The 26,128-nt window shown below is 67.6% G+C and carries 30 protein-coding genes; 14 read left to right on the plus strand and 16 right to left on the minus strand.

Features of this window, described 5'->3' with window-relative positions; all coding sequences use genetic code 11:
- The coding region (locus tag B5D37_RS13975) for an integrase core domain-containing protein (protein ID WP_143814343.1) at positions 1 to 297 on the plus strand (297 nt) is incomplete at its 5' end.
- Here B5D37_RS13975 and B5D37_RS13980 read toward each other — a convergent pair.
- From B5D37_RS13980 to B5D37_RS13990, 3 genes are all read right to left on the minus strand, one after another.
- Positions 294 to 1,361 carry a BON domain-containing protein gene (locus B5D37_RS13980; protein ID WP_159447412.1) on the minus strand — a complete coding sequence of 356 codons (1,068 nt, stop codon included), beginning with the start codon at positions 1,359 to 1,361 and terminating at the stop codon, positions 294 to 296. The genes B5D37_RS13975 and B5D37_RS13980 overlap by 4 nt on opposite strands.
- Positions 1,362 to 1,544: 183 nt before the next feature.
- Positions 1,545 to 1,742, minus strand: coding sequence for a hypothetical protein (locus B5D37_RS13985; RefSeq protein ID WP_078759354.1), 198 nt, complete (start codon positions 1,740 to 1,742; stop codon positions 1,545 to 1,547).
- A 73-nt stretch (positions 1,743 to 1,815) separates the two neighbouring features.
- The gene (locus B5D37_RS13990; RefSeq protein WP_078759355.1) at positions 1,816 to 2,886 is read right to left on the minus strand and encodes a COG3904 family protein; all 1,071 of its coding nucleotides are present in this window, start codon (positions 2,884 to 2,886) and stop codon (positions 1,816 to 1,818) included.
- Between the two features lie 97 nt (positions 2,887 to 2,983).
- On the opposite strand from B5D37_RS13990, the gene B5D37_RS13995 reads away from it, so the two are divergent.
- Positions 2,984 to 3,271 (plus strand): GIY-YIG nuclease family protein, encoded by a 288-nt coding sequence (locus B5D37_RS13995; protein ID WP_078759356.1) that lies wholly within the window; start codon positions 2,984 to 2,986, stop codon positions 3,269 to 3,271.
- Here the strand turns inward: B5D37_RS13995 and B5D37_RS14000 are convergent.
- Positions 3,246 to 5,747, minus strand: coding sequence for a response regulator (locus B5D37_RS14000; protein ID WP_078759357.1), 2,502 nt, complete (start codon positions 5,745 to 5,747; stop codon positions 3,246 to 3,248). The genes B5D37_RS13995 and B5D37_RS14000 overlap by 26 nt on opposite strands.
- 304 nt (positions 5,748 to 6,051) lie before the next feature.
- Here B5D37_RS14000 and B5D37_RS14005 point away from each other — a divergent pair, with 304 nt between their 5' ends.
- Complete coding sequence (locus B5D37_RS14005; protein WP_078759358.1) at positions 6,052 to 6,777, plus strand: Crp/Fnr family transcriptional regulator; 726 nt, start codon at positions 6,052 to 6,054, stop codon at positions 6,775 to 6,777.
- Positions 6,778 to 6,872: 95 nt separating this feature from the next.
- On the plus strand, positions 6,873 to 7,232 hold the full coding sequence (locus B5D37_RS14010; protein ID WP_078759359.1) for a hypothetical protein: 360 nt from the start codon (positions 6,873 to 6,875) through the stop codon (positions 7,230 to 7,232).
- Here B5D37_RS14010 and B5D37_RS14015 read toward each other — a convergent pair.
- A complete protein-coding gene (locus B5D37_RS14015; RefSeq protein WP_078759360.1) occupies positions 7,229 to 8,350 on the minus strand; it encodes an AI-2E family transporter in 1,122 nt (373 codons plus the stop codon). The genes B5D37_RS14010 and B5D37_RS14015 overlap by 4 nt on opposite strands.
- 119 nt (positions 8,351 to 8,469) lie before the next feature.
- Here B5D37_RS14015 and B5D37_RS14020 point away from each other — a divergent pair, with 119 nt between their 5' ends.
- The gene (locus B5D37_RS14020; protein ID WP_078759361.1) at positions 8,470 to 8,694 is read left to right on the plus strand and encodes a DUF6289 family protein; all 225 of its coding nucleotides are present in this window, start codon (positions 8,470 to 8,472) and stop codon (positions 8,692 to 8,694) included.
- Between the two features lie 3 nt (positions 8,695 to 8,697).
- On the opposite strand, the gene B5D37_RS14025 is transcribed toward B5D37_RS14020, so the two are convergent.
- Positions 8,698 to 9,234 carry a DUF2058 domain-containing protein gene (locus B5D37_RS14025; protein ID WP_078759362.1) on the minus strand — a complete coding sequence of 179 codons (537 nt, stop codon included), beginning with the start codon at positions 9,232 to 9,234 and terminating at the stop codon, positions 8,698 to 8,700.
- Between the two features lie 50 nt (positions 9,235 to 9,284).
- Here B5D37_RS14025 and B5D37_RS14030 point away from each other — a divergent pair, with 50 nt between their 5' ends.
- The 5 genes from B5D37_RS14030 to B5D37_RS14050 all read left to right on the plus strand — a co-directional run bounded on the left by B5D37_RS14030 (position 9,285) and on the right by B5D37_RS14050 (position 13,857).
- On the plus strand, positions 9,285 to 9,611 hold the full coding sequence (locus tag B5D37_RS14030) for a DUF6122 family protein (RefSeq protein ID WP_078759363.1): 327 nt from the start codon (positions 9,285 to 9,287) through the stop codon (positions 9,609 to 9,611).
- A 247-nt stretch (positions 9,612 to 9,858) separates the two neighbouring features.
- Positions 9,859 to 10,815 carry a TerC family protein gene (locus tag B5D37_RS14035; RefSeq protein WP_078759364.1) on the plus strand — a complete coding sequence of 319 codons (957 nt, stop codon included), beginning with the start codon at positions 9,859 to 9,861 and terminating at the stop codon, positions 10,813 to 10,815.
- A gap of 92 nt (positions 10,816 to 10,907) precedes the next feature.
- On the plus strand, positions 10,908 to 11,462 hold the full coding sequence (locus B5D37_RS14040; protein WP_078759365.1) for a LemA family protein: 555 nt from the start codon (positions 10,908 to 10,910) through the stop codon (positions 11,460 to 11,462).
- Positions 11,462 to 13,177 carry a DUF2207 domain-containing protein gene (locus B5D37_RS14045; protein WP_078759366.1) on the plus strand — a complete coding sequence of 572 codons (1,716 nt, stop codon included), beginning with the start codon at positions 11,462 to 11,464 and terminating at the stop codon, positions 13,175 to 13,177. Before B5D37_RS14040 ends, B5D37_RS14045 begins: the two co-directional genes overlap by 1 nt.
- 74 nt (positions 13,178 to 13,251) lie before the next feature.
- Positions 13,252 to 13,857 carry a flavodoxin family protein gene (locus B5D37_RS14050; RefSeq protein WP_078759367.1) on the plus strand — a complete coding sequence of 202 codons (606 nt, stop codon included), beginning with the start codon at positions 13,252 to 13,254 and terminating at the stop codon, positions 13,855 to 13,857.
- 36 nt (positions 13,858 to 13,893) lie between these two features.
- On the opposite strand, the gene B5D37_RS14055 is transcribed toward B5D37_RS14050, so the two are convergent.
- Positions 13,894 to 15,348 (minus strand): MATE family efflux transporter, encoded by a 1,455-nt coding sequence (locus B5D37_RS14055; protein WP_078759368.1) that lies wholly within the window; start codon positions 15,346 to 15,348, stop codon positions 13,894 to 13,896.
- A gap of 145 nt (positions 15,349 to 15,493) precedes the next feature.
- Between B5D37_RS14055 and B5D37_RS14060 the strand changes: the two genes are divergently transcribed.
- A complete protein-coding gene (locus B5D37_RS14060) occupies positions 15,494 to 16,162 on the plus strand; it encodes a DUF998 domain-containing protein (RefSeq protein WP_159447414.1) in 669 nt (222 codons plus the stop codon).
- A gap of 49 nt (positions 16,163 to 16,211) precedes the next feature.
- Here the strand turns inward: B5D37_RS14060 and B5D37_RS14750 are convergent, their stop codons facing one another.
- The 8 genes from B5D37_RS14750 to B5D37_RS14095 form a co-directional block, all read right to left on the minus strand.
- The gene (locus B5D37_RS14750) at positions 16,212 to 16,778 is read right to left on the minus strand and encodes a hypothetical protein (RefSeq protein ID WP_143814345.1); all 567 of its coding nucleotides are present in this window, start codon (positions 16,776 to 16,778) and stop codon (positions 16,212 to 16,214) included.
- A 4-nt stretch (positions 16,779 to 16,782) separates the two neighbouring features.
- Entirely contained in the window at positions 16,783 to 17,415 is a 633-nt protein-coding gene (locus tag B5D37_RS14065; RefSeq protein WP_234987914.1) for a hypothetical protein, read from the minus strand.
- 31 nt (positions 17,416 to 17,446) lie between these two features.
- Positions 17,447 to 18,457: a DUF1176 domain-containing protein gene (locus B5D37_RS14070; RefSeq protein WP_143814346.1), complete on the minus strand. Its 1,011-nt coding sequence runs from the start codon at positions 18,455 to 18,457 to the stop codon at positions 17,447 to 17,449.
- A gap of 117 nt (positions 18,458 to 18,574) precedes the next feature.
- Positions 18,575 to 19,093: a DUF6933 domain-containing protein gene (locus B5D37_RS14075; protein ID WP_078759370.1), complete on the minus strand. Its 519-nt coding sequence runs from the start codon at positions 19,091 to 19,093 to the stop codon at positions 18,575 to 18,577.
- 29 nt (positions 19,094 to 19,122) lie between these two features.
- On the minus strand, positions 19,123 to 19,422 hold the full coding sequence (locus B5D37_RS14080; RefSeq protein WP_078759371.1) for a type II toxin-antitoxin system RelE/ParE family toxin: 300 nt from the start codon (positions 19,420 to 19,422) through the stop codon (positions 19,123 to 19,125).
- Complete coding sequence (locus B5D37_RS14085; protein WP_234987916.1) at positions 19,419 to 19,703, minus strand: YlcI/YnfO family protein; 285 nt, start codon at positions 19,701 to 19,703, stop codon at positions 19,419 to 19,421. Before B5D37_RS14085 ends, B5D37_RS14080 begins: the two co-directional genes overlap by 4 nt.
- 137 nt (positions 19,704 to 19,840) lie before the next feature.
- Complete coding sequence (gene hutU, locus B5D37_RS14090; protein ID WP_078759373.1) at positions 19,841 to 21,523, minus strand: urocanate hydratase; 1,683 nt, start codon at positions 21,521 to 21,523, stop codon at positions 19,841 to 19,843.
- 125 nt (positions 21,524 to 21,648) lie between these two features.
- The gene (locus tag B5D37_RS14095) at positions 21,649 to 22,005 is read right to left on the minus strand and encodes a hypothetical protein (RefSeq protein WP_078759374.1); all 357 of its coding nucleotides are present in this window, start codon (positions 22,003 to 22,005) and stop codon (positions 21,649 to 21,651) included.
- 173 nt (positions 22,006 to 22,178) lie between these two features.
- On the opposite strand from B5D37_RS14095, the gene B5D37_RS14100 reads away from it, so the two are divergent.
- The 3 genes from B5D37_RS14100 to B5D37_RS14110 all read left to right on the plus strand — a co-directional run bounded on the left by B5D37_RS14100 (position 22,179) and on the right by B5D37_RS14110 (position 25,608).
- Positions 22,179 to 23,462 carry an alkaline phosphatase family protein gene (locus B5D37_RS14100; RefSeq protein ID WP_078759375.1) on the plus strand — a complete coding sequence of 428 codons (1,284 nt, stop codon included), beginning with the start codon at positions 22,179 to 22,181 and terminating at the stop codon, positions 23,460 to 23,462.
- Positions 23,463 to 23,533: 71 nt separating this feature from the next.
- Positions 23,534 to 25,096: a DNA-3-methyladenine glycosylase 2 family protein gene (locus B5D37_RS14105; protein WP_143814348.1), complete on the plus strand. Its 1,563-nt coding sequence runs from the start codon at positions 23,534 to 23,536 to the stop codon at positions 25,094 to 25,096.
- The gene (locus tag B5D37_RS14110) at positions 25,093 to 25,608 is read left to right on the plus strand and encodes a methylated-DNA--[protein]-cysteine S-methyltransferase (RefSeq protein WP_078759377.1); all 516 of its coding nucleotides are present in this window, start codon (positions 25,093 to 25,095) and stop codon (positions 25,606 to 25,608) included. Before B5D37_RS14105 ends, B5D37_RS14110 begins: the two co-directional genes overlap by 4 nt.
- A 191-nt stretch (positions 25,609 to 25,799) precedes the next feature.
- On the opposite strand, the gene B5D37_RS14115 is transcribed toward B5D37_RS14110, so the two are convergent.
- Positions 25,800 to 26,128, minus strand: a 329-nt coding sequence (locus B5D37_RS14115) for an integrase core domain-containing protein (RefSeq protein ID WP_143814347.1), incomplete at its 5' end; no start/stop codon positions are given.

Consider the following 26,128-nt stretch of genomic DNA (forward strand, 5'->3'; position numbering starts at 1 on the left):
GACAACGGTGCCTGCTACAGATCGCGCAGCTTCCGCCGCCTGGTCCACCGGCTCGGCATGCGCCACCTGCGCACGCGCCCCTATACCCCGCGTACCAACGGCAAGGCCGAGCGGCTGGTCCAGACCTGCCTGCGCGAATGGGCCTACGCACGCTCCTATGCCAACTCCGAACAGCGCGCAGGCGCCCTCCCGGGCTGGCTGCACCACTACAACTGGCATCGGCTACACGCCAGTCTTGGCTACAAGCCGCCCATTACCCGCATCCCGCTGAACAACGTGCTGGGTTTACACACCTAGTGGGCGGCCTCGCCCTTGCTGCTGGTACGCGTCGAGGGAGCGCCGGTTTCAGTGCCGCCGGAGCTGCCCTGGCGATCGGTGCTGTCTTCGGTCCCGGCACCCTGTGATGCATACCGCGAACGTACCCGGATCCGGTTCTCGACATTCCGCACACCGCTGCAGGCATCCGCCAGGTCTTCGGCGCGGTGCTTCATCCAGCGCTCATCGACGGTGCCTTCCAGAGTCACGGTGCCGCCGGAGACCTTCACTTCCAGGTCGCTGGCATCCACGTCGGGATCGTCCGTCAGGCGCTCGCAGAGATCCTCTTTGATGCGCTCGTCCGACCGGCTGTAGTTCCTGGGACCCATGCCGGCGAAACCGCCATAGCTCCCGGAGCGTCCACCACCCGCCCAGCTGGCCTGGGTGTCGCCCGGCACCGCGAACTGTTGCCCCTGGTAGCCTGTGATGCCAGCGTCTCCCACGTAGCTGTCACCCCGCGGGCTGCCGTAGCCGGAACTGTTGCCGTAGCCCTCCCCCGCCTGCCGCCCACTGTCGCCGTAGCTTTGGGGGCCGGCGCGGTAGCCGCCTTGGCCGCCCCGCCCACCGCCGCGGCGGGGACCGAGTCCCTGGGCGTTGCGCCCTTGTTGGCGGTCGTAGCGCGGGCCGGTGGCCTGGGTGGATTCGAAATCCTGTCCGTACTCACGCTCCATTCCGCCCTGGCCATAGGCTTGCGCGCGGCCGTAGTCCTCACCGGCGTGCCCATGGAAGCGATCCTGCTGGTTGTGCTGGTTGTGCTGGTAGGGGTGGAACTCTTCACCCCTCGCCTGCTGGTACTGGCTGGACTGCCCGTAGGGGCGGCCCTGCTGGCGCTGCCGGTTCTGCTGGTCCCAGCCGCCGGATTGCCCCTGATCGCGAGGAGCGCCGTGGCGGCCGCGGGATCCGCGGGATTCATCGTTTCGATGGTTCATTTCGTTCCTCCTTTCACTCAGCCACGAACGGCCTGCCTGCACGCATTTCGCGCCGAGCTGCAGGACGTCCTGGGCCACTGCCTTGAATTCGCGTTCGACGTCGCTGGTCTCCCGCATGGGGATGTCCTCCTTGGTCGTGGTGATGCCGCGGTCGCGGTGGTGCCCGGATACCGGCGCAAGTCGCGTGCCAGCCGCGACCATTCGGGAAAGGCCACTACGCGGCGGTCGGGCCGCCGGTTTTGCAGGGTGCGGAAAAAATTTCCGCCTCTTGCCCCCTGCTCCCGGCCCGCCTGTCGAGGGTTAGTTGACCGGCGGCCGGTCCGGGCTGGCTTCCCGCTGCTCGCCACCTTCGAACGATTTCCACTCGTCCCTTTCGTGGCGGGAGTTCCGATCCCCCGAGCTGTGCCCGTATTCGCGTTCACGTCGGCCCGGTTCGGAGGTCTCCTTTTCGGAATCCGCCGACGGGTCCTGCCCGCGCTTGTCCTGGGATTGATTCATCGTCGCCTCCTGGGAGTCGGGACCGCAGGATCGCGCGACAGGCATGAAAGTGGCGTCGCCGTGCGGCACGCCCTCAGGACGTCTGGCGGTCCCCACGCCGCGGTACGTCCGCAGTCGCCTCGTACTCGGACATGGGGCTCTCGGCGGGGCAGGTCGCGTCGGGGAACCCGAAACGCTGGCGCAGCGCCATCCCGCATTCACCCATGCCGCCGACCTCTTCCTCCGGCCCCTGGCACTGCTCGTCGAATGCCCGGAAAAAAGCGTCCTTGCGGTGCACGAACGCCTCACCGCACTTGCGCGCCAGCTGGATGCGCTGGAGGTCGTCAGCCACCGCATTGCGTCCGTCCAGGCCGAAGCGGCGGAGTTCCGCGCTGGTCAGCAGGCGCAGGCTGCGGTTGGGCACCGTCATCATCAGGTCGGCGACGGCGAACGCCGCGCCGTTGCGGGCCAGGTATTGCCGCACCTGCCCGTGGACCTCCTCCAGCTCCGCATTCAGTTCCGCGCGGGAGCGGGCTTCCGAACCGATCCTCACCATGCGGTGGATACCGACCCGCCCGGCAAGCATGCGCATGTCCCCCGCGGCCAGGATGAGCACGCAGGAGCTGTGGCAGGAGGAATCTTCCCGGACCCAGATCGTCCAGCCGGATTCGGCGATGATGTCGCCGGCGACGATCGCCTGCTCGATCTGCCCGCCACTGGAATCGATGTCGAGGATGCGTTGCTCGATGCCGAGCGTATCGAGCAGCTCGACGCTGCGCTCGATCAGGGAGGTGAACCCGGGGGTGATCTTGCCCTCGTAGCGCAGGCGCAGCCGCCCCCGCTCCTGGCATTCCGCCATCGCCTTGCGCATGGCCGAATACCCCAGTGAATCGAGTTCCACGCCATCGCCAGCTTCGGCATAGTCGTGCTCGCAGCTGACGAGTACCCGCGTGTCCGGCAGCTCGATGGGCCACCAATCGACGCTGCGCTCGGTCACCGGCTCCGCCGCGGGCGGAACGGGCGGCGGAGCGGTCGCATCGGACACGGCGCCACCGCGTGAGGCATCGTTGCTGGTTTCCACCTGCGCAGGCTGCGGCTGCGGCGCCTGCGGATTGCAGGCCGCCAGTAAGACGGCGATGGCGGCGGCGAACCACGTCCTGGTCATGCGGGAAGCGACGATCGGGTGGGGCTCCAGTCTATGGCCAACGGCGTGCGCCAGCCCAACCCGTGATGAATGCCGGCGCCGCCCATACACTGCCTGGATGCCGACCTGGTTCGTCTACCTCATCGAGTGCCGGAACGGCAGCATCTACACGGGCATCGCAACCGATGTCGAACGCCGCTATGCAGAACACGTGGCCGGCAAGGGCGCACGCTATACCCGCGCCAACCCACCGCTGCGGCTGCTGGCAAGGTTCGAGTATCCCGACCGCTCCACCGCCAGCCGGGCGGAATACGCGATCAAGCGCCTGCCGCGGACCCGTAAACGTGCCTTGTGCGCCGAACCTTCTCCCGGGATACCGGTCACCGCGGCGACTCGCTCCCGCTGACCGGTGATACCGCGGCCTGCAGGGCGGCCTCCAGCTGGTCCGGATGGAACGGCTTGCATACGACCGGCGCACGGATGCCGGAGGCTCGCAGGTCTTCGGCCGAATGGCCGGAAATGAACACCACGGCCAGGTCCGGATGAAGCTCCAACGCCTCCCGCGCCAGGGCCGGGCCCGGCCGGTCCGGCAACCCCACGTCGCTGAGCAGGACGTCGAACGGTTCCTCCTGCAGCGCCCGCAGGCCACTGCTGGCGTCCCCCACCGCCACCACGGCATGTCCGGTGATGGTCAGCAGCTCCGCGGTGAGCGCGCGGTTGGCAGCGTCGTCCTCCACCAGCAGGATCCGCAGCCCGCCCTGCGCCCGGATGGTGTCCCGATCGCCCAGCAGATGCCGCAGGCGCGCGGCCAGTTCATCGCGCAGGTAAGGCTTGTCGATCAGCTCGATACCCGGGTCGAGCCGACCATCGTGGAACACCACGTCCTCGGTGTAGCCGGAAGTGAAAAGCACTGCCATGCCCGGCTGCAGGCTGCGTGCGCGCTCGGCCAGCTCCGGACTCTGGATCGGCCCCGGCATGACCACATCGGTGAACAGCAGGTCGACCCGGCGTCCCGCGCCCAGGATCTCCAGGGCCTCTGCGGCATCGCCCGCCTCCACCACCACGTACCCGAGCGACTGCAGCGTATCCACCGCGCTTTCGCGCACCGACGGATCGTCCTCCACCACCAGGATCGTCTCGCCGCGCCCGGCATCCGGACGCGGGGCCTCGGCCGCGGTGCCGGTGGCCGGCGCATCCGTTCGAGGGAGGAACAACCCGACGATCGTGCCCTGCCCGCGCGCACTGTGGATGCTGACGTGCCCACCGCTCTGCTTGGCGAAACCGTAGACCATGCTGAGGCCCAGGCCGGTGCCCTGGCCTTCGCCCTTGGTGGTGAAGAACGGCTCGAAGGCGCGCTGCAGCACGGCCGGCGACATGCCGTGGCCGGTGTCGCGCACCTCCAGCAGGATGTAGGCGCCCGGGTCCATCTCGGCCGCGCGATCGTCCGGCTGGATCACCACGTTGCGCATCACGATGTCCAGCCGGCCGCCGTGCGGCATCGCGTCCCGCGCGTTGATCGCCAGGTTGAGGACGGCGTTCTCGAGCTGGTAGACGTCCGCCCAGACGTTCCCCAACCCCTCTTCGACCTCGATGCACAACTCCACCGGCTCGCCGAGCGTACGCCGCAGCAGGTCATCCAGGGTCCGCAGCCGGTCGCCCATGTTGAACACGACCGGGCGGAGTGGTTGCTGGCGCGCGAACGCGAGCAGTTGCGACGACAGCTTCGCGCCCCGGTCCACCGCATCCATGGCGGAACGCGCACGGCGCCGCAGGGACGAGTCGCCCTCGACAGGACCGGATGCCAGGATCAGCTGGAGGTTCGCGCCGATGACCTGCAGGACGTTGTTGAAGTCATGGGCGACGCCGCCGGTGAGCTTGCCGACGGCTTCCAGCTTCTGCGCGTGCAGCAGTGCTTCCTCACTCTGCTGCAGCTCCTTCGTGCGCTGGCGTACCAGCGCCTCGAGGTGGCACTGGTGGCGCTCCAGCTCGGCCTGGGTGCGTGCCTGGGCGGTGATGTCGTGGCCCTGGACGAAGATGCCGATGATCCGTCCGTCGCTCTCGCGCACGGGCTGGTAGATGAAGTCGACATTGCGGGTATCTGGCGGCTGGCCGGGACTGGTGGCGATGTCGACCTGCATGCCGCGGCCGACGAACGGGCGTCCGGTGCGGTACACATCATCGAGCAGCTCGAAATAGCCCTGGCCGTCGAGGTCGGGCAACGCGTCCCGGATAGCCTTGCCGGTGACGTCGCGCCCACCCACCAGTTGGATGTAGGCGCTGTTCGCCAGCTCGAACACGTGTTCCGGGCCACGCAGGAATGCCATGAACCCTGGAGCCTCGTCGAACAGCTGCAGCAGGTGGCGGCGCTGCGAATCCAGTGAACGGTTCGCATCCTGTACGACCTGCACCCTGGCCAGCAGCGTACCCTGCAGTTGTTCCATCGGTGGCCCCTGCTGGCGGCGCGCCCGCAGCTCCGCCTTCATGTACTGCAGCTCGGTGACATCGATCGTCTGCTGCAGGATGTACTGCACGCCTCCGTCAGCGCCCGGCAGCGGAACGTGGGTGGCGCTCCAGTAGCGCTCCTCGAACTCGACGCCCAACCCGGTGTGCACCGGGATGGCATAGCGGATCAGGCTGAGGGTGTCCGCTTCGCCAGTGTCCAGCACGCGCTGGAAGGACGCCCGCAATTCATCGGCACTGCTGCTGCCGGTGGCGCCAGGGTCGTCCGGGAAGGCCTCGAACATGTTCCGGCCCACGAGCTCCTCGCGGCTGCGGGCCGTGGCCTGGAGGTAGGCGCTGTTCATGTCGACCAGGTCGAAGTTGCGGTCAAGCAACACGTACGGGGCCGGCAGTCGCTCGAACAGCTTCCTGAAGTCGATCATCAGTTCTCCGGCACTCCGCCGCTCCCCCTCTCCATTGGCCCGAGTTTGCGCCAAAATCCGATGGCGCGCGTCAACGCCCTCCGCATTTCCAGCCTCGACCGAAACTCCTTGCATTCACCGTCCCCCGCGCGCACGGTGGAATGGCTCCCCTGCCCTGATGCCCGGGAGCGCTTCGTCCCGAACCCGCTTCCGACACCTGCGCGTGCCGCCCGCTTTCGGCCTGTCGTGGAGCGACCTATGTGCGTTGCCGTACATACGCGCCTGCTCCCGCATCTGAGAATCCCTGTTCAGTCGGGGAAGGCGAATGAGCGCGGATCACGAGAAAACATGGAAGCCCGAGAACGGACTGCTCGACCGGCTATGCGAGGAGACCTGCGCACGGATAGAGCCGATGCTGCATCGGGTTGACCTGCCCCTGGGGAAGATTCTCTACAACAGCGGCACCCGCCAGAGCCACATGTACTTCCCGCGCAGCGGCATCGTGTCCATGCTGTACGTCACCGAGAGCGGCGACACCAGCGAGATCGCCATGGTCGGCAACGAGGGCATGGCCGGTTCGGCCGTGCTGGTCGACAGCCACAGCACCCCGTCGCAAGCCGTGGTCCAGCTCGCGGGAGAGGCTTACGCCATCCGTGCGGAAGATGCCGACCGCGAGTTCAGGCGAGGTGGCGACTTCCAGTTCGTGGTGCTGCGATACACGCAGTTCGTGCTGGCGCAGATGGCGCAGACGGCGGTCTGCAACCGGCACCACACCGTCGAAAAGCAGCTGTCCCGCTGGCTGCTGCTGTGCCTGGACCGGACGGTATCGAACGAACTGCGGTTCACGCAGGAAGCAATCGCCGGCAAGCTGGGTGTGCGCCGCGAGGCCATCACCGAGGCCGCTGGCCGGCTTCAGGAAGCAAGCGTTATCCGCTACAGCAGGGGCCGCATCCACGTGGTGGATCGGCCGGCCCTGGAGCAGCACAGTTGCGAATGCCATGCCGTCGTCAAGGGCGAGTACGAGCGCCTGCTGGGAGCCACCCTGTCCTAGGCTCCCGCTGTGGCCGCTTGTGTTCGAAAGCACACCGACGCAACGCTGTCATTGCGGGATCGTGGGCTCAGGGGTCTTTATTCTGGGGACGGAAGATGGACATCGCTGTCTACCGATGCAGGAACGGTGCGCTGCTGCTGGTTCCACGCTGCTGCCTTCCTTCGGTAGCGGCCGAGAAGGACCATGGGCCGCTGACCACATGCGGGACCACCGAGCTCGTCGACCACTACGCCGCGGAGGTCGACCCGCCCAGGCCATGGCGGGACGTCATGCAATCGCTGCAGCGCGAAACGTTTGCCGTGATCAGCGCGGAGGATGGGGTCGCCCTGCTCGGCCCGGCCCATCCGTGCCTCCAGGGATGGCCGCGTCCTTCCGGTGAGCGTCGCGGACAGCGGCTGTCGAAGAAGTCCGGCGTGACCACGCGCCACGCCCCGTCCAGCCGCGGGATGGGCTAAGAAGAAGGTTCCGGGCCAGTGTCCTCACCCGGCACTTCCGTACTGTGTTCCAGCGTGTCGCGCACGTAGAGCTTCTTGATCGCCACGAACGCGACCACCGTCAGCGGCGCCGCCAGCAGGATGCCCGTGGGGCCGAACATCACTGCCAGCGCGAGCAACGCGAACAGGGTGACGGCGGGCGGTATCGAGACCACGTGCCGCGTGACCAGCGGCGCGATCATGTTGCCTTCCAGCTGCTGTACCAGCACGTACACCGCCAGGGCGCCGAGTGCCTGCTCAGGGCCCTGCGCCAGCGCGATCAGCAGGCCCGGGACCGCAGCGGCAAAGGGGCCTGCCAGCGGCACGAAGTCTGCCAGCCCGGCGATCACGCCCAGCGCCAGCGCGGAGGGCACCCCCACCAGCCAGAGGCCGACCCCGGTCAACACCCCCACCACGGTCATCGCCAGCAACTGGCCCAGCAACCACATGCGCAGGGCACGTCCCGAGGCGTCCATGGTCTCGCCGACCTGCGCTTGCCGGCCGCTCGGGAAGAGCTGGACCACCCCATTTCGATAGACCCGGGGCTTGGCCGCGATGAAGATGCCGGCCGCCACCACAACGATGATCTCCAGCGCAGCCGAACCAACCGAGCCAATGAACCGGCCGGCGCCGCTGACGATCGCCTTCCGGTCCGGCACGACATCGGTAATCGAGTTCAGGATCTGCTCGCCCATCGGCAGGACCAGCAGCCTCGCCTGCAGTGAGCCCCAAGCCTCCGGCAGCAGCTCCGCCAGGACCTGTGCCTGCACCGCGATGCGGGAACCGAAGAACCACACCCCCGCCAGGACAAGCACGAACATGCCCAGCACCGCGAGGGTGAGCGAAAGTCGCGGCGACAGTCCCAGCCGCGCGAGCGGTGCCGCCACCGCCCGGAATATCACCGAGATCAGGACCGCCGCGAACACCAGCAGGATGACGTCCAGCAACTGGTAGGCGGCCAACACCGCGATCACGACGGCGGCCGCGATCAGGCAACGGCGGACAAACCTGCCGTCGGCATCTGCACGGGCGGTGTCGGTGCTGATGGCTCCCTCCGGGTGTGCCTGCTGCGGACTGCGCGGGACGGCGCCGGGGGACAGTCTTGCCGACGCCCTATGAAAAGGCCGTGAGCCGGCGCGGCCGACGAACGGTCGCCACCCCCGCCGTACGCGGCGCTAACCTCGGCTGCGCCACTGTCGCCATTCCATGGAGGAACGATATGTCCCGCATTCGCATTTTCGCGGTCGCCCTAGCCCTGAGCGGCATGGCCATCGGAGCAGCAGTCGCACGGATCCCGCCGGTGGGAAGCGGATGGTACGAGTACACCTACTACGACTCGAACAACGTCGCGATCGGCGGTCGCTATACCGACTGCACGGGCCACACGGCGTATTGGGGCGCCAGCTCCGGGCCGCGGATGAAGTTCACCACAGGCCCCTGCTGACCCTTACCAGACCAGGTCGTCAGGGACCTTGAAGCGACTGTAGTAAGGGTCTTCATCTTCGACGCCGCCAGTGTCCCTCTGGCGGTTGTCGAGCACGACGAGTGATGCCTCGCGCTCGCGCACCTTCTGCGCCGCTGGTTCCGGAAGCAGCGCATATCCATCCGCATCCCGCACGATCACCAGCGAGCCCTTGGCCAGTTGCTGGCGCTGCGCGGCGTCGACATGGACCCTCCTGATGCTGCCCTGGTCTTCGAAGCTGTAGGGCTCCTCGCCCGTCGCGTCCACCCGGTTGGCATCGATGATCTGGCGCACCTGTGCCCGGATCTCCTGCAGGCGTGCCTGGGCATTGCGCTCGGCTGCCAGGGCGCGATCGCGCTCGGCCCGTTCGGCCTGCAGGCGCCGGGCGTCCACCTTTTCGCTCTCGTCTGCCGGGGCCGCCTTCGCATGGCGCCGCTTCGCCTGATCGCGCAGCACCTGGGCGACCTTGCTCTTCTTGACCAGCCCGGCCTTGAGCAACTGGTCCTGCATCGGGTTGCGCATGGCGATCCTCCTTCGGTACTCCGCTGGCGCCCATTGTACGATCCGGCCGGATGGACCTCGACTTCCGATCCGCCACCCACCTGCTGCTGCACGCCTTCGTGCCGCTCGCGATCGCGCGGGTGTTCTTCAGGGCCCGGTGGCGCAGCGCATGGGCCTGGATGCTGGCGGGCTGGTTGATCGACATCGACCATCTGTGGGCCGACCCGATCTACGTGCCGGACCGCTGCAGCATCGGCTTCCATCCATTGCACCGTACGCCTGCCATCGTGTTCTACGCGTTGCTGCTCCTGCCGCGGCGCACGCGCCTGCTGGCCATCGGGCTACTGGTCCACATCGGTCTGGACGCGCTCGACTGCGCCTGGATGCAGGCTGATTGACCGGGCCGGGCGCAGCAAGGACAATCCGCGGCAGAAGGGGAGTAGCTCCCAAGCGCTGTGGCCGTCATTACGGATGGAGACATCCCGGTCCAGCAGTCGGTTTCCATCGCCGACGAGCAAGACCTTCGCCGCAGCGGCGACAGGCCTGTGCTCCCGGCGATCCGGTCCCTTCGACCCCCCGATCCCGTGAACCCCATGCCGTGCATCCGCACCGGCCGCGGCGCGTCCTCACAACGGGAGAACCACTTTGGAATCGATCGGCAACGTCTGGCTCTGGGCCAGTTTCGCAATCGTCGTCGTGCTGGCGCTGCTGGCAGACCTGGCGTTGATGCGCCATGGCGGCCCGCACCGCGTCGGGTTCCGCGAGGCGCTGTACTGGAGCGCCGGCTGGGTGGCGCTGGCGCTGATCTTCAACGCCGGGCTGTGGTGGTACCTGGTCGAGACCGCGGGTGAAGCCGTTGGAAACCAGATCGCGCTGGAGTTCCTGACCGGTTACCTGGTGGAGAAGTCGCTGGCGGTCGACAACATCTTCGTCTTCCTGATGCTGTTCACGTATTTCGGCGTGCCCGCGCAGTCCCAGCAACGGGTGCTGGTGTTCGGTGTGCTGGGTGCGATCTTCCTGCGCGCCATCATGATCTTCATCGGCGCGGCGCTGGTCGCACAGTTCAGCTGGGTGCTGTACCTGTTTGGCGCCTTCCTGCTGCTGACCGGCATCAAGATGTGGCGCACCGCCGGCCAGGAACCGGATATGGACCGCAACCCGGTGCTGCGCTGGGTGACCGGACACCTGCCCCTGATCCGCCGCTACCAGGGCGAGGCGCTGTGGATCGGCCAGGGCAGCCGCCGAAAGTACACCCCGCTGTTCGTCGTGCTGGTGATGATCGCGGTCACCGACGTGATCTTCGCGGTCGATTCGATCCCGGCGATCTTCGCGATCACCACCGATCCCTTCATCGTGCTGACGTCGAACGTGTTCGCGGTCCTCGGGCTGCGCGCGATGTTCTTCATGCTGGCGGGCCTGGCCGACCGCTTCCACCTTTTGCCCTACGGGCTGGCGGTGGTGCTGGTGTTCGTGGGCGCGAAGATGCTGATCGCCGGCTTCTACCATATCCCCGTGCTGGTCTCGCTCGCCGTCGTGGTGACCGTGCTGGCGCTGACGATGGTCCTGAGCCTCAAGCTGCCCCCTCCTGCGGAACACCCCTGACCGGGCGTTGCAGCGGAGCCCGAGATGGCTGAACCTGCGCGCAGCGCGCGCCAACCCGGCGCGGCGCGCTTTCGGAGAACGCTCTCTTGAGTATGCCCCTGCTGCTGGTCGTGTTGGCCGTCATCGCCTTGCTGGCCTGGGCCGGTTTCGCCTACAACCGGCTGGTGAGGCTTCGCAACCAGGTCGCGACCGCCTGGGCCGACATCGACGTGCAACTGATGCGGCGCCACGACCTGGTGCCGCGCCTGGTGGCGGCGGTCAAGGGCTACGCCAGCCATGAGCGGGCCCTGCTGGAATCGGTCACCGAGCTGCGCAGCCGGGCGTTGTCCCTGCGCAGCCCGCGGGAGCTGGGAGCGCTGGAATCGGAACTGGAACAGGGTCTGGGGCGCCTGCTCGCGTTGCGGGAGGCCTATCCGGACCTGAAAGCCAACGCCAACTTTGCACAGCTCCAGCGTGACCTGGTCGAGGTGGAGGAGCACCTGCAGTACGCGCGGCGCTTCTACAACGGCGCCGTGCGCGACCTCAACGACACGGTGCAGCGCGTGCCTGACCTGCTGGTGGCCCGCACGCTCGGTTTCGGCGAGGCGGAGTTCTTCCAGGCCGATCCCGGCCATCGGGCCGCACCCGTCGTGGAGATGCAGCCGTGATGCGCTGGCTGTTGCTGTTCGTCCTGCTGTGGCCGGGCCTGGCACTGGCGGAGGAGCGCATCCTCTCCTACCACAGCGAGGTCCAGGTCAACACCGATGGCAGCCTGGACGTGGTGGAACACATCCGGGTCCGGGCGGAAGGCGAGAACATCCGCCGCGGCATCTATCGCGACTTCCCCACCCGATACCGCGATCGCCACGGCAACCGCGTCGTCGTCGAGTTCGAGGTGATGGACGTGTTGCGCAACGGCCGGTCCGAGCCCTGGTTCACCGAGAAGCGCAGCAATGGCGTGCGGGTCAACACCGGCGACGACAGCCTGCTGCCGGTGCCGGCGGAGCACGTATACACCCTGCGTTACCGCACCACTCGCCAGCTCGGCTTCTTCGACACCCGCAACGAGCTGTACTGGAATGCCATCGGGCAGGGCTGGATGTTCGGGATCGAGACCGGCAGCGTGGAAGTCCGCCTGCCCGAGCCGGTGCCGGTGGAGGACCTTGTGGCGGAAGGCTACAGCGGGCCGATGGGCGAACGTGGCATAGGTTTTACCGCATCCACACCGGCGCCCGGGGTGGCACGCTGGGAGCTGACCGAACCGCTACCGCCCTATTCGGGATTGACCACGGTGCTGAGCTTCCCCAAGGGCGTCGTCGTCGAACCGGGCCGGCAGCAGCGGCTGGCATGGTTGCTGCGCGACAACCTCGGCCTGCTCGTCGCACTGGCCGGCCTGGTGGTGTTGCTGGTGTTCTGCGTGGTGCGATGGCGCAGGATTGGCCGCGACCCGGCGGCAGGCACGATCATCGTGCGCTACGACCCGCCGGCAGGTTACTCCCCCGCAGGCCTGCGCTACATGCTGCGCATGGGTTACGACACCCGCTGTTTCTCCTCCGATCTGTTGGCCTCGGCCGTGGACGGCGCGGTCGGTATCCATGCCTCGGAAAAAAAGCGCGGCGACCACTGGATGCTGGAAAAGACCGGCGAGGCGCAGAGCGCGGCGACGCCCGAGCAACGCACGCTGCTTGAGCGGCTGTTCGCCGGCGGGGGCCGCGTCCTCGAGCTCGACAACAAGAATGCCTCCACCATGCAGGCCGCCACCACGGCCCACTCAAGTGCGTTGGCCAAGCGGTTCAAACCATCGATGTTCAAGCTCAACGGGAGCAGCATCGGCTGGGCGACGTTGATCATGATCGCCACCACCGTGCTCGCGTTCGGGGCCAGCGGCGGCAACGGCGTCCCGCTGATCCTCGCCCTGGTGTTCCTGATGGTGGTCGTGCTTGGTGTCTTCGCTTACCTGATCAAGGCACCGACCCTGGAAGGCAGGCGGTTGCTGGACGAGATCGCAGGCTTCAAGCGCTATCTCGAGGTAGCCGACCGCGAGGAGTTGGCGCGGCTGGATGCCCCGGGCACGGCGCCCACGCTGGATGCAGGCCGCTTCGAGCGGCTGCTGCCGTACGCGGTCGCGCTCGGCGTAGAGGACGCCTGGACAAGACAGTTCACGCTTGCGGTGGGCGCCTCCGCCGCAGCGGCGGCGACCGCATCGATCGCCTGGTACCACGGCGGTGTCATGAGCAATCCTGCGGCGTTTACCCGCGCGGTCGGCAGCAGCCTGAACTCGCAGATCTCGTCGTCTTCAACGCCTCCGGGCAGCAGCTCCGGATCCGGCGGCGGCGGCTTCTCCGGAGGTGGCGGCGGCGGCGGAGGCGGCGGGGGCCGCTGAGCGAGCGAGACGGTGACATGGCTTCCACCCGCCCCGTCCCAGAATCGGGAGTCCCCCTCGAACCCGGAGAAGACATGGCACTGCGCGCATTCGGCCTCAACTGCACCCTGAAACCGTCGCCAGGCGACTCCTCGACCAACAAGATGATGGACCTGCTGCTGCGGGAGCTGGGCAAGCACGGCGTGGAAGGGGGAAGCGAACGTGCCGTCGACCACGACATCAAGCCCGGCGTCACCTCCGACGAGGGCGACGGAGATGCCTGGCCAGCCCTGCGCCAGCGTGTGCTCGATGCCGACATCCTCGTGCTGGCCACGCCGATCTGGCTCGGCCAGCCATCCAGCGTTGCCAAGCGCGTGCTGGAGCGGATGGATGCGTTCCTCGGCGAGGCCGACGACAAGGGCCGCTATCCGTCTTTCGGCAAGGTGGCGCTGGTCGGCGTCGTAGGCAACGAGGACGGCGCCCACCACGTCACCGCCGAGCTTTACCAGGCGCTGGGCGACGTCGGTTTCACCATCCCCGCGGCGGCCTCGGCTTACTGGGTGGGCGAGGCAATGGGCAGCGTCGACTTCAAGGATCTCGACGAAGTACCCGACAAGGTCTCCAGCACGATCTCGATGGCTGCCAGCAACGCCGCGCACCTGGCCGGTCTGTTGAAGGCGCAGCCCTACCCGGGCACCTGAGCTGCACGAGAGGAGCGGCCCGGCGCCGGGCCGCCGTCACACCTGCGCCGTCTTCCACCTGCCACGCGAGAACAGCCACAGGGTGAAGACGCCCACCAGCGTCTCCGACACGAACACGCCCCAGAACACGCCCGATTGCTGCCAACCCAGGTGCAGGGCCAGCCACCACGACAGCGGGATCTGGATCAGCCAGAAGAACACCAGGTTGATCTTGGTGGGGGTCACCGTGTCGCCGGCACCGTTGAAGGCCTGTACCGCGACCATCCACCAGCCGTAGACAAAGAACGAGTACGACAGGATCCGCAGCCACTCCGCACCAATCGCGACCACCGCCGGATCGGGGCTGAAGAAGCCGACCAGCTGCGCCGGGAACAGGAAGAACGCCGCCGACACCAGCACCAGGTAAGCCATGTTGTACCAGCCGATCCGCCAGACCGACGCCTCGGCGCGATCGGGTTCGCTCGCGCCCAGGTTCTGCCCGACCAGGGTCGCGGCGGCGTTGGACATGCCCCAGGCCGGCATCATCGTGAACATCATGATGCGCATGGCGATGGTGGCACCGGCGACCGCCTCGCTGCCGACGCTGGCCAGGATGCGCATCAGGAAGATCCACGACGTCATCGCGACGATCATCTGCCCGACCCCGCCCAGCGAGGTCCGCACGATGTTGAGCAGCGTCGCGCCCTCCCAGGCGAGATGCGATGCCATCACGCGCAGGTGCTTGCCGCCCCGGAACAGGATCCACAACTGCATCAGCACGCCAGCACCGCGACCCAGGGTACTGGCGATGGCGGCCCCTTCGATGCCGAGCGCGGGCACCGGGCCCCAGCCGAAGATCAGCAATGGATCGAGCACGATGTTCAGCGCGTTGGCGAACCACAGCACCCGCATCGCGCTGGAGGCATCGCCGGCGCCGCGGAAAATCGCGTTGATCACGAACAACAGCATGATCACGGCGTTGCCGCCCAGCGCCCACTGCATGTAGCGGTATCCGTGCTCGAGCGTCCAGGCGTCGGCCCCCATGATGCGCAACAGGTCCTGCGCCCAGACGATGCCGATGATCGCGAACGGCAGCGACACCAGCAGCGCCAGCCAGATCGCCTGCACGGCACTGATCGCCGCGGCCTCCTGCCGGTGCTCGCCCACGCGCCGCGCCACTACCGCGGTGACGGCCATCGACAGCCCCATCGCCACCGAATACAGCAGGAACAGGTAGCTCTCGGTCAGCCCGACCGTCGCCACCGCCGACGCACCGAGCCGGCCGACGAAGTAGATGTCCACCACCGCGAAGGTGGACTCGAGCACCAGCTCCAGGACCATCGGTACCGCAAGCAGGAACACCGCGCGGCGCAGCGGGATCTTCGTGTAATCCGCGCTGGTGCCGCGGATGGCGTCGCGCAGTTCGCTCCACAACGATGGCGATCCGGCGTTCTCAACAACGCCGGCCGTCGATGCGCCGGCGTCGGATGAGGATCGGGATTCGTGGCTCATTCTTGGACCCCTTCGTGTCGCAGGCGGGATGGTAGAGCGCCGGGCGTTCCGGGTCTTCCACACAGCGACGGACACAGCATCCCGGAATCGACACCGACCGGCGCACTTGCCGCCCCGACCCGTCGCGCACAGTATCGGCGCCTGTATGGATACTGCCCTCATGCTCCGCGACCCGTGCCCACCCTTGGCTCTTGCACTCGTCGCACTGGCGGCGGTCCTGTGCTTCGCGGCAACCGCCTTCTCGGTCCACGGCCTGCGACCGGAGCTGGCGTGGGTGGACGCACAAATGAGCGTCTACCTGGTGGGGCCGTGGGCCGGCATGCTGCGGGCCGGCTACGTCGCGCTCGCCATCGGTATCCTCACCCTTGGCATTGGCCTCTACCGCGAACCGCCGCGCCCCCGGCGCAGCGCGGCACCACTGCTGATGTTCGCCATCGCCGCGGCGTCACTGGTGGTCACCGCCTTCGCACCCATGCGTTTTCCCGACGAAGAGCAGCGCCTCGTGCACCTGGTGCACGGCACCTCGGCGCAGGCGGCGTTCCTGTGCGCGACGACGGGCATGTCGCTGCAGGCATGGCGACTTCGGCAAGCGCCCGCTTGGCGGCGGATATCGCCCGTCCTGCTCGGCTGGGCGCTGGCCTGTTTTACTGGCGTCTGGGTGCTGGCGCTGTTCCGCAACTTGCCACGCGGGCTGTCGCAGAAGGCGCTGGTCGCCGCGATCGTGCTGTGGTTCGGTTTCGTGGCGTGGCGACTGTGGCGCGAGGCATCACGCCGCCATCGGACCATGGGCGAAACACCTCGGATCTGCTGCTGAACACCCAACGGGTGGCTATCCGGGCGGTCGATGGGCAATGGCCTTCAACTCAATGGTCAGGACAATTCGCCTGAAGGTCATATCCGAGGTAGTAGTACCCACTCCACAGAGCTTCACCTCCGCCAGCCGAGCTTGGCGCCACTGCGAAGCGCAGGCCCTCGGCGGTGGTGCAATAACCGAAGCTCTCCTGTTGACCGTCGCCGTCGAGGTCCAGGTAGGTTTCCGGATCGCCCTCCGGTGCAAGGGCAACCAAGCCTATTGCGAAATCTGAAGGCAGACGCGGCTCTACCAGGTAGAACGACCAGCCCGCTTCCTGATTGGCGGTCCGGCGGTCTTCCAGAAGTGCAGGACAGTCACTGGAGCCCGTGGCACGCCCCGCGACTTTCGCAGTCATCACATTCCGAGACTCGGAATCCACTGATACGAGCGTCAGCTTGGTCCCAGGGGCTACGCGATCGTCAGACAAAGCGATGCAACCGCCATGCATCCAGCCGATCAATCCGGGCAGATCGGATACGCCACCTGCCGCCCGCGGGAGAGTCGCAGCACAGCTTCCAAGCAGGACGCACACAACTGCGATAGTGACGGCAACATTGGCGCGCTCATTGTTGGACATGGAGCTATCTTCCGTTGAAGGACCAATGGGGGGCATCGGAGCGCAGCTTCAGCACGCCATAGGAAGCACCCACCTCGTGTAGCGGGAGATTGGCGTTTACGTTCGGGCTCCAGGACACGGCCACCGGCGCTCCGCCCTTGCGAGCCAGCTCCATCGTTCCGCTCCACCGGATGCTCATATCGACCGCCTTGCCGGCAATGTGGTTGCTGGTCAGCGCAGGTGCGTGGATGCTTCTCGGCGGCATTGCCAATCCGAAAGCGCGTGCGAGTTCCGCCGCGCCTGCCCTGCTCTTCGCCACGTCCCCGTGGTCCCAACGTATGCCGATGCCGGCCATCGGCGCGGCATCGGCTGGATGACATTTGCCGTGGGCAATCTTCCAGGGCCAGTGGAACAGGTAGGCGCGCTTGGGACTACGGCGGGTAGCCGACACCCCTACTTGCGCACCCGCCTCCTTCAGTACTGCGAGAAAGGCTTCGCCGTTCCGGCGAAACGATGCTTCGAGATCCTCGATCCGGCGACTGTTGCGGGCGTGCGTGTCAGCCCACGTCACCCAATGTGCGCCGCTTCTGGCGTCCATGTTCTCCTCCTTGAGTTGTTGTTGCAGATTCCTCGACCGCTCCCTGCAGTCGATCTCCATTCCAGCTTTTCGGCCAATTCCCAGCTCGGCGCTATTGCTCCAGATCGCTCACTAAAGTGGGCATGGTCCAGGCACCACCGGCAGCCACCAGCCGGCACATCCCCGATGTCGATTCCGAAGCCTTCACGAACGCGGCGCCGTCCCACGCCCAGCTGGCTTGCCACCAGCAGTCTCCAAGGCCCCGGCCCTTCTGGCTGGCGCCGATGATGCCGGCCTCGTGGTATTCGGCAGCGGTCGTGACCAGGCGCGGCCGGTACGGAGCAACTGCGTCCACGACCCAGAATCCCCGGCCCACGTTGTAGGCACCCATCCAGCAGCGAACCGATACCAGCATGGTGTCGTCGTCGAGGCGCTCGATCTCAGCCGACTCGTCCCACTCTTCCGGCTCCAGTCCCCGGCACTCCTCGTCATCCGGCAGGTTCTCCTGCAGCGCATTGCGCAGGTCCGGATTCGACAGCAATCGCTCGTCACCCGGGCGGGTCGGCGCAACTGCGGCAAGGTGGATCGTCGGCGCCGGCAGTGATGGCAGCACATCGTCCTCGCTACGAGTGCCCTGGCGGACCAGGGCGCCGGGCGTGTGCAGGCGGCCCTGGAACTCGTCCATCTTCAGTAGGACGGCGGTGGCGCCCTTGTCGGACAACCGCCAGCGGCGGCCGTCGTCGGCAACGAAGGCGATATCGGCATCTCCAGCGAGTGCCTGGAACAGCGCGTCCACATGGGCCGGCGACAGCGCGACGCTGCCGTCACCCGAGGCGCCATCCACCGGACCCAGATCGCGACCGTTGATGTGCAATGACAACTCGACAGGACCCACCGCCTCCTCGTACTGCCCCAGCATCAACTGACCGGATACTGCCGCGCGCGGGCCCGCTTCCCGCGTCAGCAGCACCGACACCGCAAGCTCGTCGTTGTAATCCTGGTAGCCGGCGGCGCGACAGGTACGGGTGTTGTCGCAGGCCAGCGTCCAGTCGTGGTGGGTGAAGCTGACAGTGGGTTCCGCTGCCAGGGATGGCGGTGCAGCCGCGGCAATTGGTCCCGCCATTGCAATCCCCGCCAGCGCAATCAGGGGAAGAAAAAGGGCTTTGGCTCGTGTCATCGCTTCTGCCTTGGGAGAATCAATCTGCTGATCGCGGGAAATGCACGATCTGCGCGGCGGGCATCAGCCTTTGCCGGAGCAGGTCGAGTGGGCGGTGGTGGTCCATGTTGTGCCGAGCGTTGCGGCCCAGCGCCGGGTGCTGGAAGAACCCATGCTCCCATTCGCCCAGCGCCTCTTCCGCCAGCGAGCGGCCGTTGTGCTCGAACCCCATCCAGGCGCCGTACTTGCGCTGGTTGAGCGAGGCCAGCAGGCTGCGACGCGGGTACTGGCAAAGGCGAAACCGGCGTAGAAGCCGTTCAGCTCGGCATCCACCCGTGCCCCACGGATGCCAAAATGCTCGCACAGCGAGGAGAACTGCAGCAGCGTGCGCTCGTGCAGCACGCGCAGCCCGGCGGCGTTGCCGTTGAGCACCAGCACCGCACCGGTGGCGCCGTTGAGCATCACAACAAAGGGCTTGCGGCGCCAGAAGTCGATGTCCGCATACCACTCGCCCAGCGGGTTGGCCTGTGGGGCGGGTTCCGGCGGCCGGGCCGGCTGCTTCAGGCGCTTGAGCAGCCTGGCAGTGCATCGAAGTACGGTCACGTCACAGGCACCTGATCGTTTCCATGGGCTTAGTGGTAGTCGTCCTCGCGCTGGTGGCGCACGGCGAGGATGGTGATGGTGGTGCTGTCGTCGATCTCGAACAGCGCGACATAGCCGGCGCCACCGAAGGGGATCGGCAGTTCGCGCAGGAAAGGGTTTGCATCGTCCACCTTGCGGCAGGCGAACGGCATTTCCGCAAGAAAGCCGTAGCCGCGCTCGATCGCCCCGCGCGCGCGCAAGGCCGCTGCGAAGTCCACGGGCGCGAGGAACTCCAGCAAGCGCTCCAGATCGTCCTGAGCCCCCTTGCTGATCCGGACCCGGAAGCTCACCGGGTGTCGGGCTTGTGCGCAGCGAGGACGGCATCTATCCGGGCCAGCGATTCTTCCTGGCTGTAGTAAACGCCGGTGCGCTTGGCGTCCTCGCGCGCGGCCAGGCCGCGGACGACGAATTCGGCCTGCATCCGGCGACGGTTCACTTCATCGCGGAGGGTCTGCTCCATGAAGCTGGACAGGCTCTCGCCGTCGTGGAGCACGGATTCGGCCGCCTGGCGCAGTTCCGGTGCGACGCGCAGCGACGGCATGGTGGCCGATTTCATCGGGGCGGGTTTCATGGCAGCACTCTCCGCGCAAGTTCACGTTGCATTTGCGATGCATTTGCGATGCAAAACTAGCACATGCCGTCCGGCTCGCCAACGCCCTACCAGGGTCACTAGAACGGCAGGCGACGACCAGCTGGGGGATGCAGAGGCTAAAGCACCATCGGCAACTTGAGCCCCTGCTCCCTGGCGCACTGCCTGGCGATCTCGTATCCCGCGTCGGCGTGTCGCATCACACCGGTGCCGGGGTCGTTCCACAACACGCGGGCGATGCGCTTGTCGGCTTCCTCGCTGCCATCGCAGACCATCACCACGCCACTGTGCTGGCTGTAGCCCATGCCGACGCCGCCGCCATGGTGCAGGGAGACCCAAGTCGCGCCACCGGCGACGTTGAGCATCGCGTTGAGCAGCGGCCAGTCGGACACGGCATCGCTGCCGTCCTGCATCGCCTCGGTTTCGCGGTTGGGCGAGGCGACGCTGCCGCTGTCGAGGTGGTCGCGGCCGATCACCACCGGCGCCTTGAGCTCGCCATTGCGGACCATCTCGTTGAAGGCAAGGCCAAGCTTGTGGCGCTGACCGAGGCCGACCCAGCAGATGCGCGCCGGCAGGCCCTGGAAGCTGATGCGCTCCTTCGCCATGTCCAGCCAGTTGTGCAGGTGGGCATCGTCGGGAATGAGCTCCTTGACCTTGGCATCGGTCTTGTAGATGTCTTCGGGATCGCCACTCAGCGCGACCCAGCGGAACGGGCCGATGCCGCGGCAGAACAGCGGACGCACGTATGCCGGGACGAAGCCGGGGAAATCGAAGGCATTGGTGCAGCCTTCGTCCTTGGCCATCTGGCGGATGTTGTTGCCGTAGTCGAAGGTCGGGATGCCCTGCTTCTCGAACGCGAGCATGGCCTCGACGTGTACGCGCATCGACTTCTTCGCCTCGTCGCGAACGCGCTCGGAATTCGCCTTCTGTTCGGCCAGCCACTGGTCGACGCTCCAGCCGATCGGCAGGTAGCCGTGCACGGGATCGTGCGCGCTGGTCTGGTCGGTGACCGCGTCGGGGCGCACGCCGCGCTTCACCAGCTCGGGCAGGACCTCGGCGGCGTTGCCAAGTAGCGCGATCGACTTGGCCTCGCCTGCCTTCGTGTAGCGGTCGATGCGGGCGAGTGCATCGTCGAGTTCGTCGGCCTGCTCGTCGACGTAACGCGTCTTCAGGCGCATGTCGATGCGGCTCTGCTGGCACTCGATGTTGAGGCTGCAGGCGCCGGCCAGGCTGGCGGCCAGTGGCTGTGCGCCGCCCATGCCGCCGAGCCCCGCGGTGAGGATCCACTTGCCCTTGAGGTCCCCGCTGTAGTGCTGGCGGCCCATCTCGACGAAGGTTTCGTAGGTGCCCTGGACGATGCCCTGGCTGCCGATGTAGATCCAGCTGCCTGCGGTCATCTGGCCGTACATCATCAGGCCCTTCCTATCGAGCTCGTGGAAGTGCTCCCAAGTGGACCAGGCCGGCACCAGGTTGGAGTTGGCGATCAGCACGCGGGGCGCGTCGGCGTGGGTCGGGAAGATGCCGACCGGCTTGCCCGACTGCACCAGCAGGGTCTCGTCGTCGCCGAGCTGCTTGAGCGATTCCAGGATGGCGTCGTAGGACTCCCAGTCGCGTGCGGCGCGGCCGATGCCGCCGTAGACCACCAACTCGGCCGGGTTTTCGGCGACCTCGGCGTCCAGGTTGTTCTGGATCATCCGGAACGGCGCCTCGGTCAGCCAGGATCGGCAATTGAGCTCGCTGCCACGGGGGGCGCGGATGACGCGGCTGGGGTCGTGGCGACCGTGGTCGGAGAGGCTGGACATCGGCGGCTTCCTGTAGTGGAACGAAGGCCGCGATTATCGCATCGAGCCCCGGGCACCGCTGGATGGCAGGACGCCCGGCGGGGCCGGGCGTCGGGGATTGCAATCACCTGGGTTTTCCAGGCGCTTCAGCGGATCGCAGGGTCCAGTCGGCGCAAGGCATCCGCCACGTCGATGGCGCCGGTGCGCTCCAGGTCGGAACGGGAATAGACGCGGCCGTTGGCGCTCACGCAGTCGTTCCTGTCGAGGCCCTCGACTTTCTCGAGCTCGTCCCTGGAGCGCCGGTCGTTCCGCGGTGCCTTGATATGCGAACCGGTGTAGCGGACGCAGTTGCGGTCGGCGTCGGCCTGGGTACGCTCGGCCTCCGCCCGCTTTTCGTCGAGCGTCGTGTCCTGCGGCACGTGCGGGTTGACCTGGGGCTCCGACACCTGGGCCAGTGCGAGCGCGGGCGATGCGAGCAATGTGGCGAGCAGCAGCAACTTCATGGTGCTTCTCCGGGGGTGTTTGGGACCCTTGAAGATACGCCCGGCCGGCGTGGTGGCGTAGCGGCCGGGCACTTTCGTTCAGATGGCTGTCATCCACGCCGCACCGGGGAATCGCCAGCAGCGGCGTTACAGGGAGGCGCATACCTGAAACATCGGCTGGGTATCATCAGCGGATGCCAGCTTCCAGGTCCGCGGCCACCGCAGCCGCACTCGCGCTTTCCAGTCTCCTCGGCCTTGCCCTTGCCGGATGCGCCAGCCGCGCCGACATCGCCGATGATCCACCGGCAGCCGCCGACGCCGCCGTCACCGCGCCTTCGGTGCTGCTGGTCTCCATCGACGGGTTCCGTGCCGATTACCTCGAGCTGGGCATCACGCCCAACCTCGACAGGATCGCCGCCAGCGGGGTCCGGGCGCAGTGGATGACCCCCTCCTACCCCAGCCTGACCTTCCCCAACCACTACACGCTCGTCACCGGCTTGCGTCCGGACCGCCATGGCATCGTGCACAACACGATGCGCGACGAGGTACTGGGGGAGTTCAGCCTGCGCAACCGCGATGCCGTCTCCGACGGCCGCTGGTGGGGCGGGGAGCCGCTGTGGATTACCGCCGAACGCGCCGGGATGCCGACCGCAACGCTCTTCTGGCCGGGTAGCGAAGCGGCGATCCAGGGCGTAAGGCCGACGCGCTGGATGCCTTTCGATGACAGCCTGCCGATGCCGGATCGCGTCGACACCGTGCTGGGATGGATGTCGGAGCCGCCATCCACCCGACCCCGTTTCGCCACCCTGTATTTCGAAGCGCTGGACCATGCCGGCCACGACCATGGACCCGACTCGCCGCAGGCGCACGCGGCCATCGCCGAGGTCGACGCCGCCATCGGGCGGTTGCTGGATGGACTGCAGGACCGGCACGTCGCCGGGCAGGTCAACCTGGTGGTGGTATCCGACCATGGCATGGCCACCGTGCCACCCGGCGCGTCGGTCACGACGGAGTCCATGGTCGACCCGGGCAACGCACGTCTCGTCACCGGCGGCCAGTCCCTTGGGTTCGAGCCGCTGCCCGGGCGGACCCGCCAGGCGGAAGCACAACTGCTGGGCCGGCACGAAGGCTATGCCTGCTGGCGAAAGGAGGCACTGCCGAAGCGGTGGCATTACGGCAGCCATCCGCGGGTCCCGTCCATCGTCTGCCAGATGGACGAGGGCCGCGACGCCCTGCCTGCGGAGTGGCTGGGCCGCCGCCCAGCCGACCGCGCCCGCGGCTCACACGGTTTCGATCCCGGCCTGCCTTCGATGCGCGCCCTGTTCCTGGCGCAGGGCCCTGCCTTCCGGCAGGGCGTGGCCGTCCCCGCCATCGACAACGTGGACGTGTATCCCGTCCTGGCCCGCCTGCTCGGCGTGGAGCCGGCCGCGAACGATGGTGGCGCGGAGGCGCTGGCGCCAGCGCTGCGAGCCCCGTAAAGCGGGACATCGACGTCCGGATCCGACCAGTTCGGGCCCGTTCCCGGTGCTAGCCTGCGTCCATGTCATCCATGGATGCCCGCGCCGCTCTCGATCCGCTGGTCTGCGAACAGGCCCGCCTGAGCCGGGACGCCCGGTTCGATGGCCTGTTCTTCACCGCCGTCGGCAGCACCGGCATCTATTGCCGGCCGGTGTGCCCGGCGCCACCGCCCCGCCCCGAGAACGTTACCTACTACGAGCATGCCGCCGCGGCCGAGGCTGCGGGCTACCGGCCTTGCCTGCGCTGCCGACCGGAGTTGGCACCGGGCGATGACAGCTGGCGCCGTGGCGACGCGGTGGTCGCTCGTGCGCTGAAGCTGATCGAGGACGGATTGCTCTCGATGGAACCCGTGGCGGAACTTGCCCGCCGCGTCGGCGTCGGCGACCGGCAGTTGCGTCGACTGTTCGTAGACCGTCTCGGAGCCGCACCGGCCGGCGTGCACGCCACCCGGAGGCTGCTGTTCGCCAAGCAACTGTTGACTGAAACCGGCATGCCGATCATCGAGGTCGCGATGGCCGCCGGCTTCGGCAGCCTGCGCCGCTTCAACGCCGCCTTCCGCGATGCCTACCGCATGGCGCCGCGGGAACTGCGCCGTCGGCCGCCGGGCCGCGCGCACGACGCGATCATCTTGAAGCTCGGGTATCGGCCCCCGTACGACTTTCCGGCCCTGCTGGACTTCCTCCGCAGCCGATCCCTGCCGGGGGTCGAGCGGGTGGACACCGACAGCTATGCCAGGTTGCTGGCGCCGGAGGATACCGGCGCCGGCCCCGGCTGGCTGCAGGTCACCCCCTGGCGCGACGGGCACGCACTTGAACTGCAGGTGCACGGCGCCGCGACCACCCATCTGCTGGCGATCGTCACGCGCGTCCGCCGCATGTTCGACCTGGATGCCGACCCCCAGGTCATCGCCGCCACGCTTTCGCGCGACCCCTTGCTGGCACCGCTGATGCAGGCCCGCCCCGGCCTGCGGCTGCCCGGGGGCTGGGATGGATTCGAGATCGCCGTGCGCGCCATCCTCGGGCAACAGGTCAGCGTGGCGGCTGCCCGCACCTTGGCGGCGCGACTGGTGGAACGTTTTGGAGCCGAAGTCGAACCTGCACCGGCGACCGACCTGCACCGGCTGTTCCCGCGTGCCTCCACTCTCGCCGACGCGGATCTCACAGGTATCGGGGTCACCCGCACCCGTGCCGCCACCATCCGCGGCGTCGCACGTGCCTTGCTGGATGGACGGGTGGATTTCCGGTCCGAGCAGACCCTGGAGCAGTTCGCCTCTCGTTGGACGGCGCTGCCGGGGATCGGCCCGTGGACCGCGCAATACATTGCGATGCGCGTGCTGCGCCACCCCGATGCATTCCCGGCCGAGGACCTGGTGCTCCGCAGGGTCGCCTCGAACGATGGCGATCCGCTGACCACGCGCTCGCTGATGGAGACGGCGTCGGGCTGGCAGCCCTGGCGGGCCTACGCGGTCATGCACCTGTGGTGCCACGCGGCGGAAGCCACGCCGCCGGCCCGATCGCGATCGCCCATCCATGCCGACCCCACGCTGGCCGGAGCCGCACTCCGCCCCCCTGAAGCAGCCGAGGCAAGACGATGACCACCTTCACCACGATCGACAGCCCCGTAGGGCCACTGATGCTGGCGGCCTCCAATGACGGACTGCGGGCCATCGAGTTCCACCCCTCCCGGCACCACGTCAGGCGTGGGCCGGACTGGCAGGAAGGCGACCACCCCCTGCTGGCACTCGCTCGCACGCAACTGCGGGAGTATTTCGCCGGCAGCCGCCGCAGCTTCGACCTGCCCCTCGCGCCGCGCGGCACGGATTTCCAGCGCAGCGTCTGGCTGGCCCTGGCCGAAATCCCGTTCGGCAGCACCCAGAGCTACGCCGCGCTGGCCGCCCGGGTCGGCCGCCCGAGCGCCACCCGTGCGGTGGGCGCCGCCAACGGCCGCAACCCGCTGCCGATCGTCCTGCCGTGCCACCGCGTCATCGGCGCCGACGGCAGCCTCACCGGCTTCGGTGGCGGCCTGCCGACGAAGCGCTTCCTGCTGGAGCTGGAAGGCGCGCTGGCTCCTGAAGCACCGCCAGCCGACCTCTTCGCCACGGGCTGAGCCCTGGTAACGACCGCGAACCCCTGCCTGTACATGGCTGATGCGCTCGTTGCTCCGGCCTGCTCCTGTAGGAGCGGCTTCAGCCGCGATCGTGAAATGGATGGCCTGGCCGGACATCCGATCGCGGCTGAAGCCGCTCCTACGACCGAAGGAAGTCCCCGTGGGACAAGAGCGATGGCGACGTAAGCCGTCTAGTTGTGTAAACCCAGCACGTTGTTCAGCGGGATGCGGGTAATGGGCGGCTTGTAGCCAAGACTGGCGTGTAGCCGATGCCAGTTGTAGTGGTGCAGCCAGCCCGGGAGGGCGCCTGCGCGCTGTTCGGAGTTGGCATAGGAGCGTGCGTAGGCCCATTCGCGCAGGCAGGTCTGGACCAGCCGCTCGGCCTTGCCGTTGGTACGCGGGGTATAGGGGCGCGTGCGCAGGTGGCGCATGCCGAGCCGGTGGACCAGGCGGCGGAAGCTGCGCGATCTGTAGCAGGCACCGTTGTCGGTCAGGACACGCTCGAAGCGCACACCCAGGC

The sequence above is a fragment of the Lysobacter spongiicola DSM 21749 genome, from assembly GCF_900167055.1.
Lineage (GTDB): Bacteria > Pseudomonadota > Gammaproteobacteria > Xanthomonadales > Xanthomonadaceae > Novilysobacter > Novilysobacter spongiicola.

Excerpts from the sequence above, each read along its gene's own strand:
- B5D37_RS13980 (WP_159447412.1), bottom strand. The coding sequence starts at position 1,361 with ATGCGGGAGACCAGCGACGTCGAACGCGAATTCAAGGCAGTGGCCCAG.
- B5D37_RS13985 (WP_078759354.1), bottom strand. The coding sequence starts at position 1,742 with ATGAATCAATCCCAGGACAAGCGCGGGCAGGACCCGTCGGCGGATTCC.
- B5D37_RS13990 (WP_078759355.1), bottom strand. The coding sequence starts at position 2,886 with ATGACCAGGACGTGGTTCGCCGCCGCCATCGCCGTCTTACTGGCGGCC.
- B5D37_RS13995 (WP_078759356.1), top strand. The coding sequence starts at position 2,984 with ATGCCGACCTGGTTCGTCTACCTCATCGAGTGCCGGAACGGCAGCATC.
- B5D37_RS14000 (WP_078759357.1), bottom strand. The coding sequence starts at position 5,747 with ATGATCGACTTCAGGAAGCTGTTCGAGCGACTGCCGGCCCCGTACGTG.
- B5D37_RS14005 (WP_078759358.1), top strand. The coding sequence starts at position 6,052 with ATGAGCGCGGATCACGAGAAAACATGGAAGCCCGAGAACGGACTGCTC.
- B5D37_RS14010 (WP_078759359.1), top strand. The coding sequence starts at position 6,873 with ATGGACATCGCTGTCTACCGATGCAGGAACGGTGCGCTGCTGCTGGTT.
- B5D37_RS14020 (WP_078759361.1), top strand. The coding sequence starts at position 8,470 with ATGTCCCGCATTCGCATTTTCGCGGTCGCCCTAGCCCTGAGCGGCATG.
- B5D37_RS14025 (WP_078759362.1), bottom strand. The coding sequence starts at position 9,234 with ATGCGCAACCCGATGCAGGACCAGTTGCTCAAGGCCGGGCTGGTCAAG.
- B5D37_RS14030 (WP_078759363.1), top strand. The coding sequence starts at position 9,285 with ATGGACCTCGACTTCCGATCCGCCACCCACCTGCTGCTGCACGCCTTC.
- B5D37_RS14040 (WP_078759365.1), top strand. The coding sequence starts at position 10,908 with ATGCCCCTGCTGCTGGTCGTGTTGGCCGTCATCGCCTTGCTGGCCTGG.
- B5D37_RS14045 (WP_078759366.1), top strand. The coding sequence starts at position 11,462 with ATGCGCTGGCTGTTGCTGTTCGTCCTGCTGTGGCCGGGCCTGGCACTG.
- B5D37_RS14050 (WP_078759367.1), top strand. The coding sequence starts at position 13,252 with ATGGCACTGCGCGCATTCGGCCTCAACTGCACCCTGAAACCGTCGCCA.
- B5D37_RS14055 (WP_078759368.1), bottom strand. The coding sequence starts at position 15,348 with ATGAGCCACGAATCCCGATCCTCATCCGACGCCGGCGCATCGACGGCC.
- B5D37_RS14060 (WP_159447414.1), top strand. The coding sequence starts at position 15,494 with ATGGATACTGCCCTCATGCTCCGCGACCCGTGCCCACCCTTGGCTCTT.
- B5D37_RS14750 (WP_143814345.1), bottom strand. The coding sequence starts at position 16,778 with ATGTCCAACAATGAGCGCGCCAATGTTGCCGTCACTATCGCAGTTGTG.
- B5D37_RS14065 (WP_234987914.1), bottom strand. The coding sequence starts at position 17,415 with ATGGAGATCGACTGCAGGGAGCGGTCGAGGAATCTGCAACAACAACTC.
- B5D37_RS14070 (WP_143814346.1), bottom strand. The coding sequence starts at position 18,457 with ATGGCGGGACCAATTGCCGCGGCTGCACCGCCATCCCTGGCAGCGGAA.
- B5D37_RS14085 (WP_234987916.1), bottom strand. The coding sequence starts at position 19,703 with ATGAAACCCGCCCCGATGAAATCGGCCACCATGCCGTCGCTGCGCGTC.
- hutU (WP_078759373.1), bottom strand. The coding sequence starts at position 21,523 with ATGTCCAGCCTCTCCGACCACGGTCGCCACGACCCCAGCCGCGTCATC.
- B5D37_RS14095 (WP_078759374.1), bottom strand. The coding sequence starts at position 22,005 with ATGAAGTTGCTGCTGCTCGCCACATTGCTCGCATCGCCCGCGCTCGCA.
- B5D37_RS14100 (WP_078759375.1), top strand. The coding sequence starts at position 22,179 with ATGCCAGCTTCCAGGTCCGCGGCCACCGCAGCCGCACTCGCGCTTTCC.
- B5D37_RS14105 (WP_143814348.1), top strand. The coding sequence starts at position 23,534 with ATGGATGCCCGCGCCGCTCTCGATCCGCTGGTCTGCGAACAGGCCCGC.
- B5D37_RS14110 (WP_078759377.1), top strand. The coding sequence starts at position 25,093 with ATGACCACCTTCACCACGATCGACAGCCCCGTAGGGCCACTGATGCTG.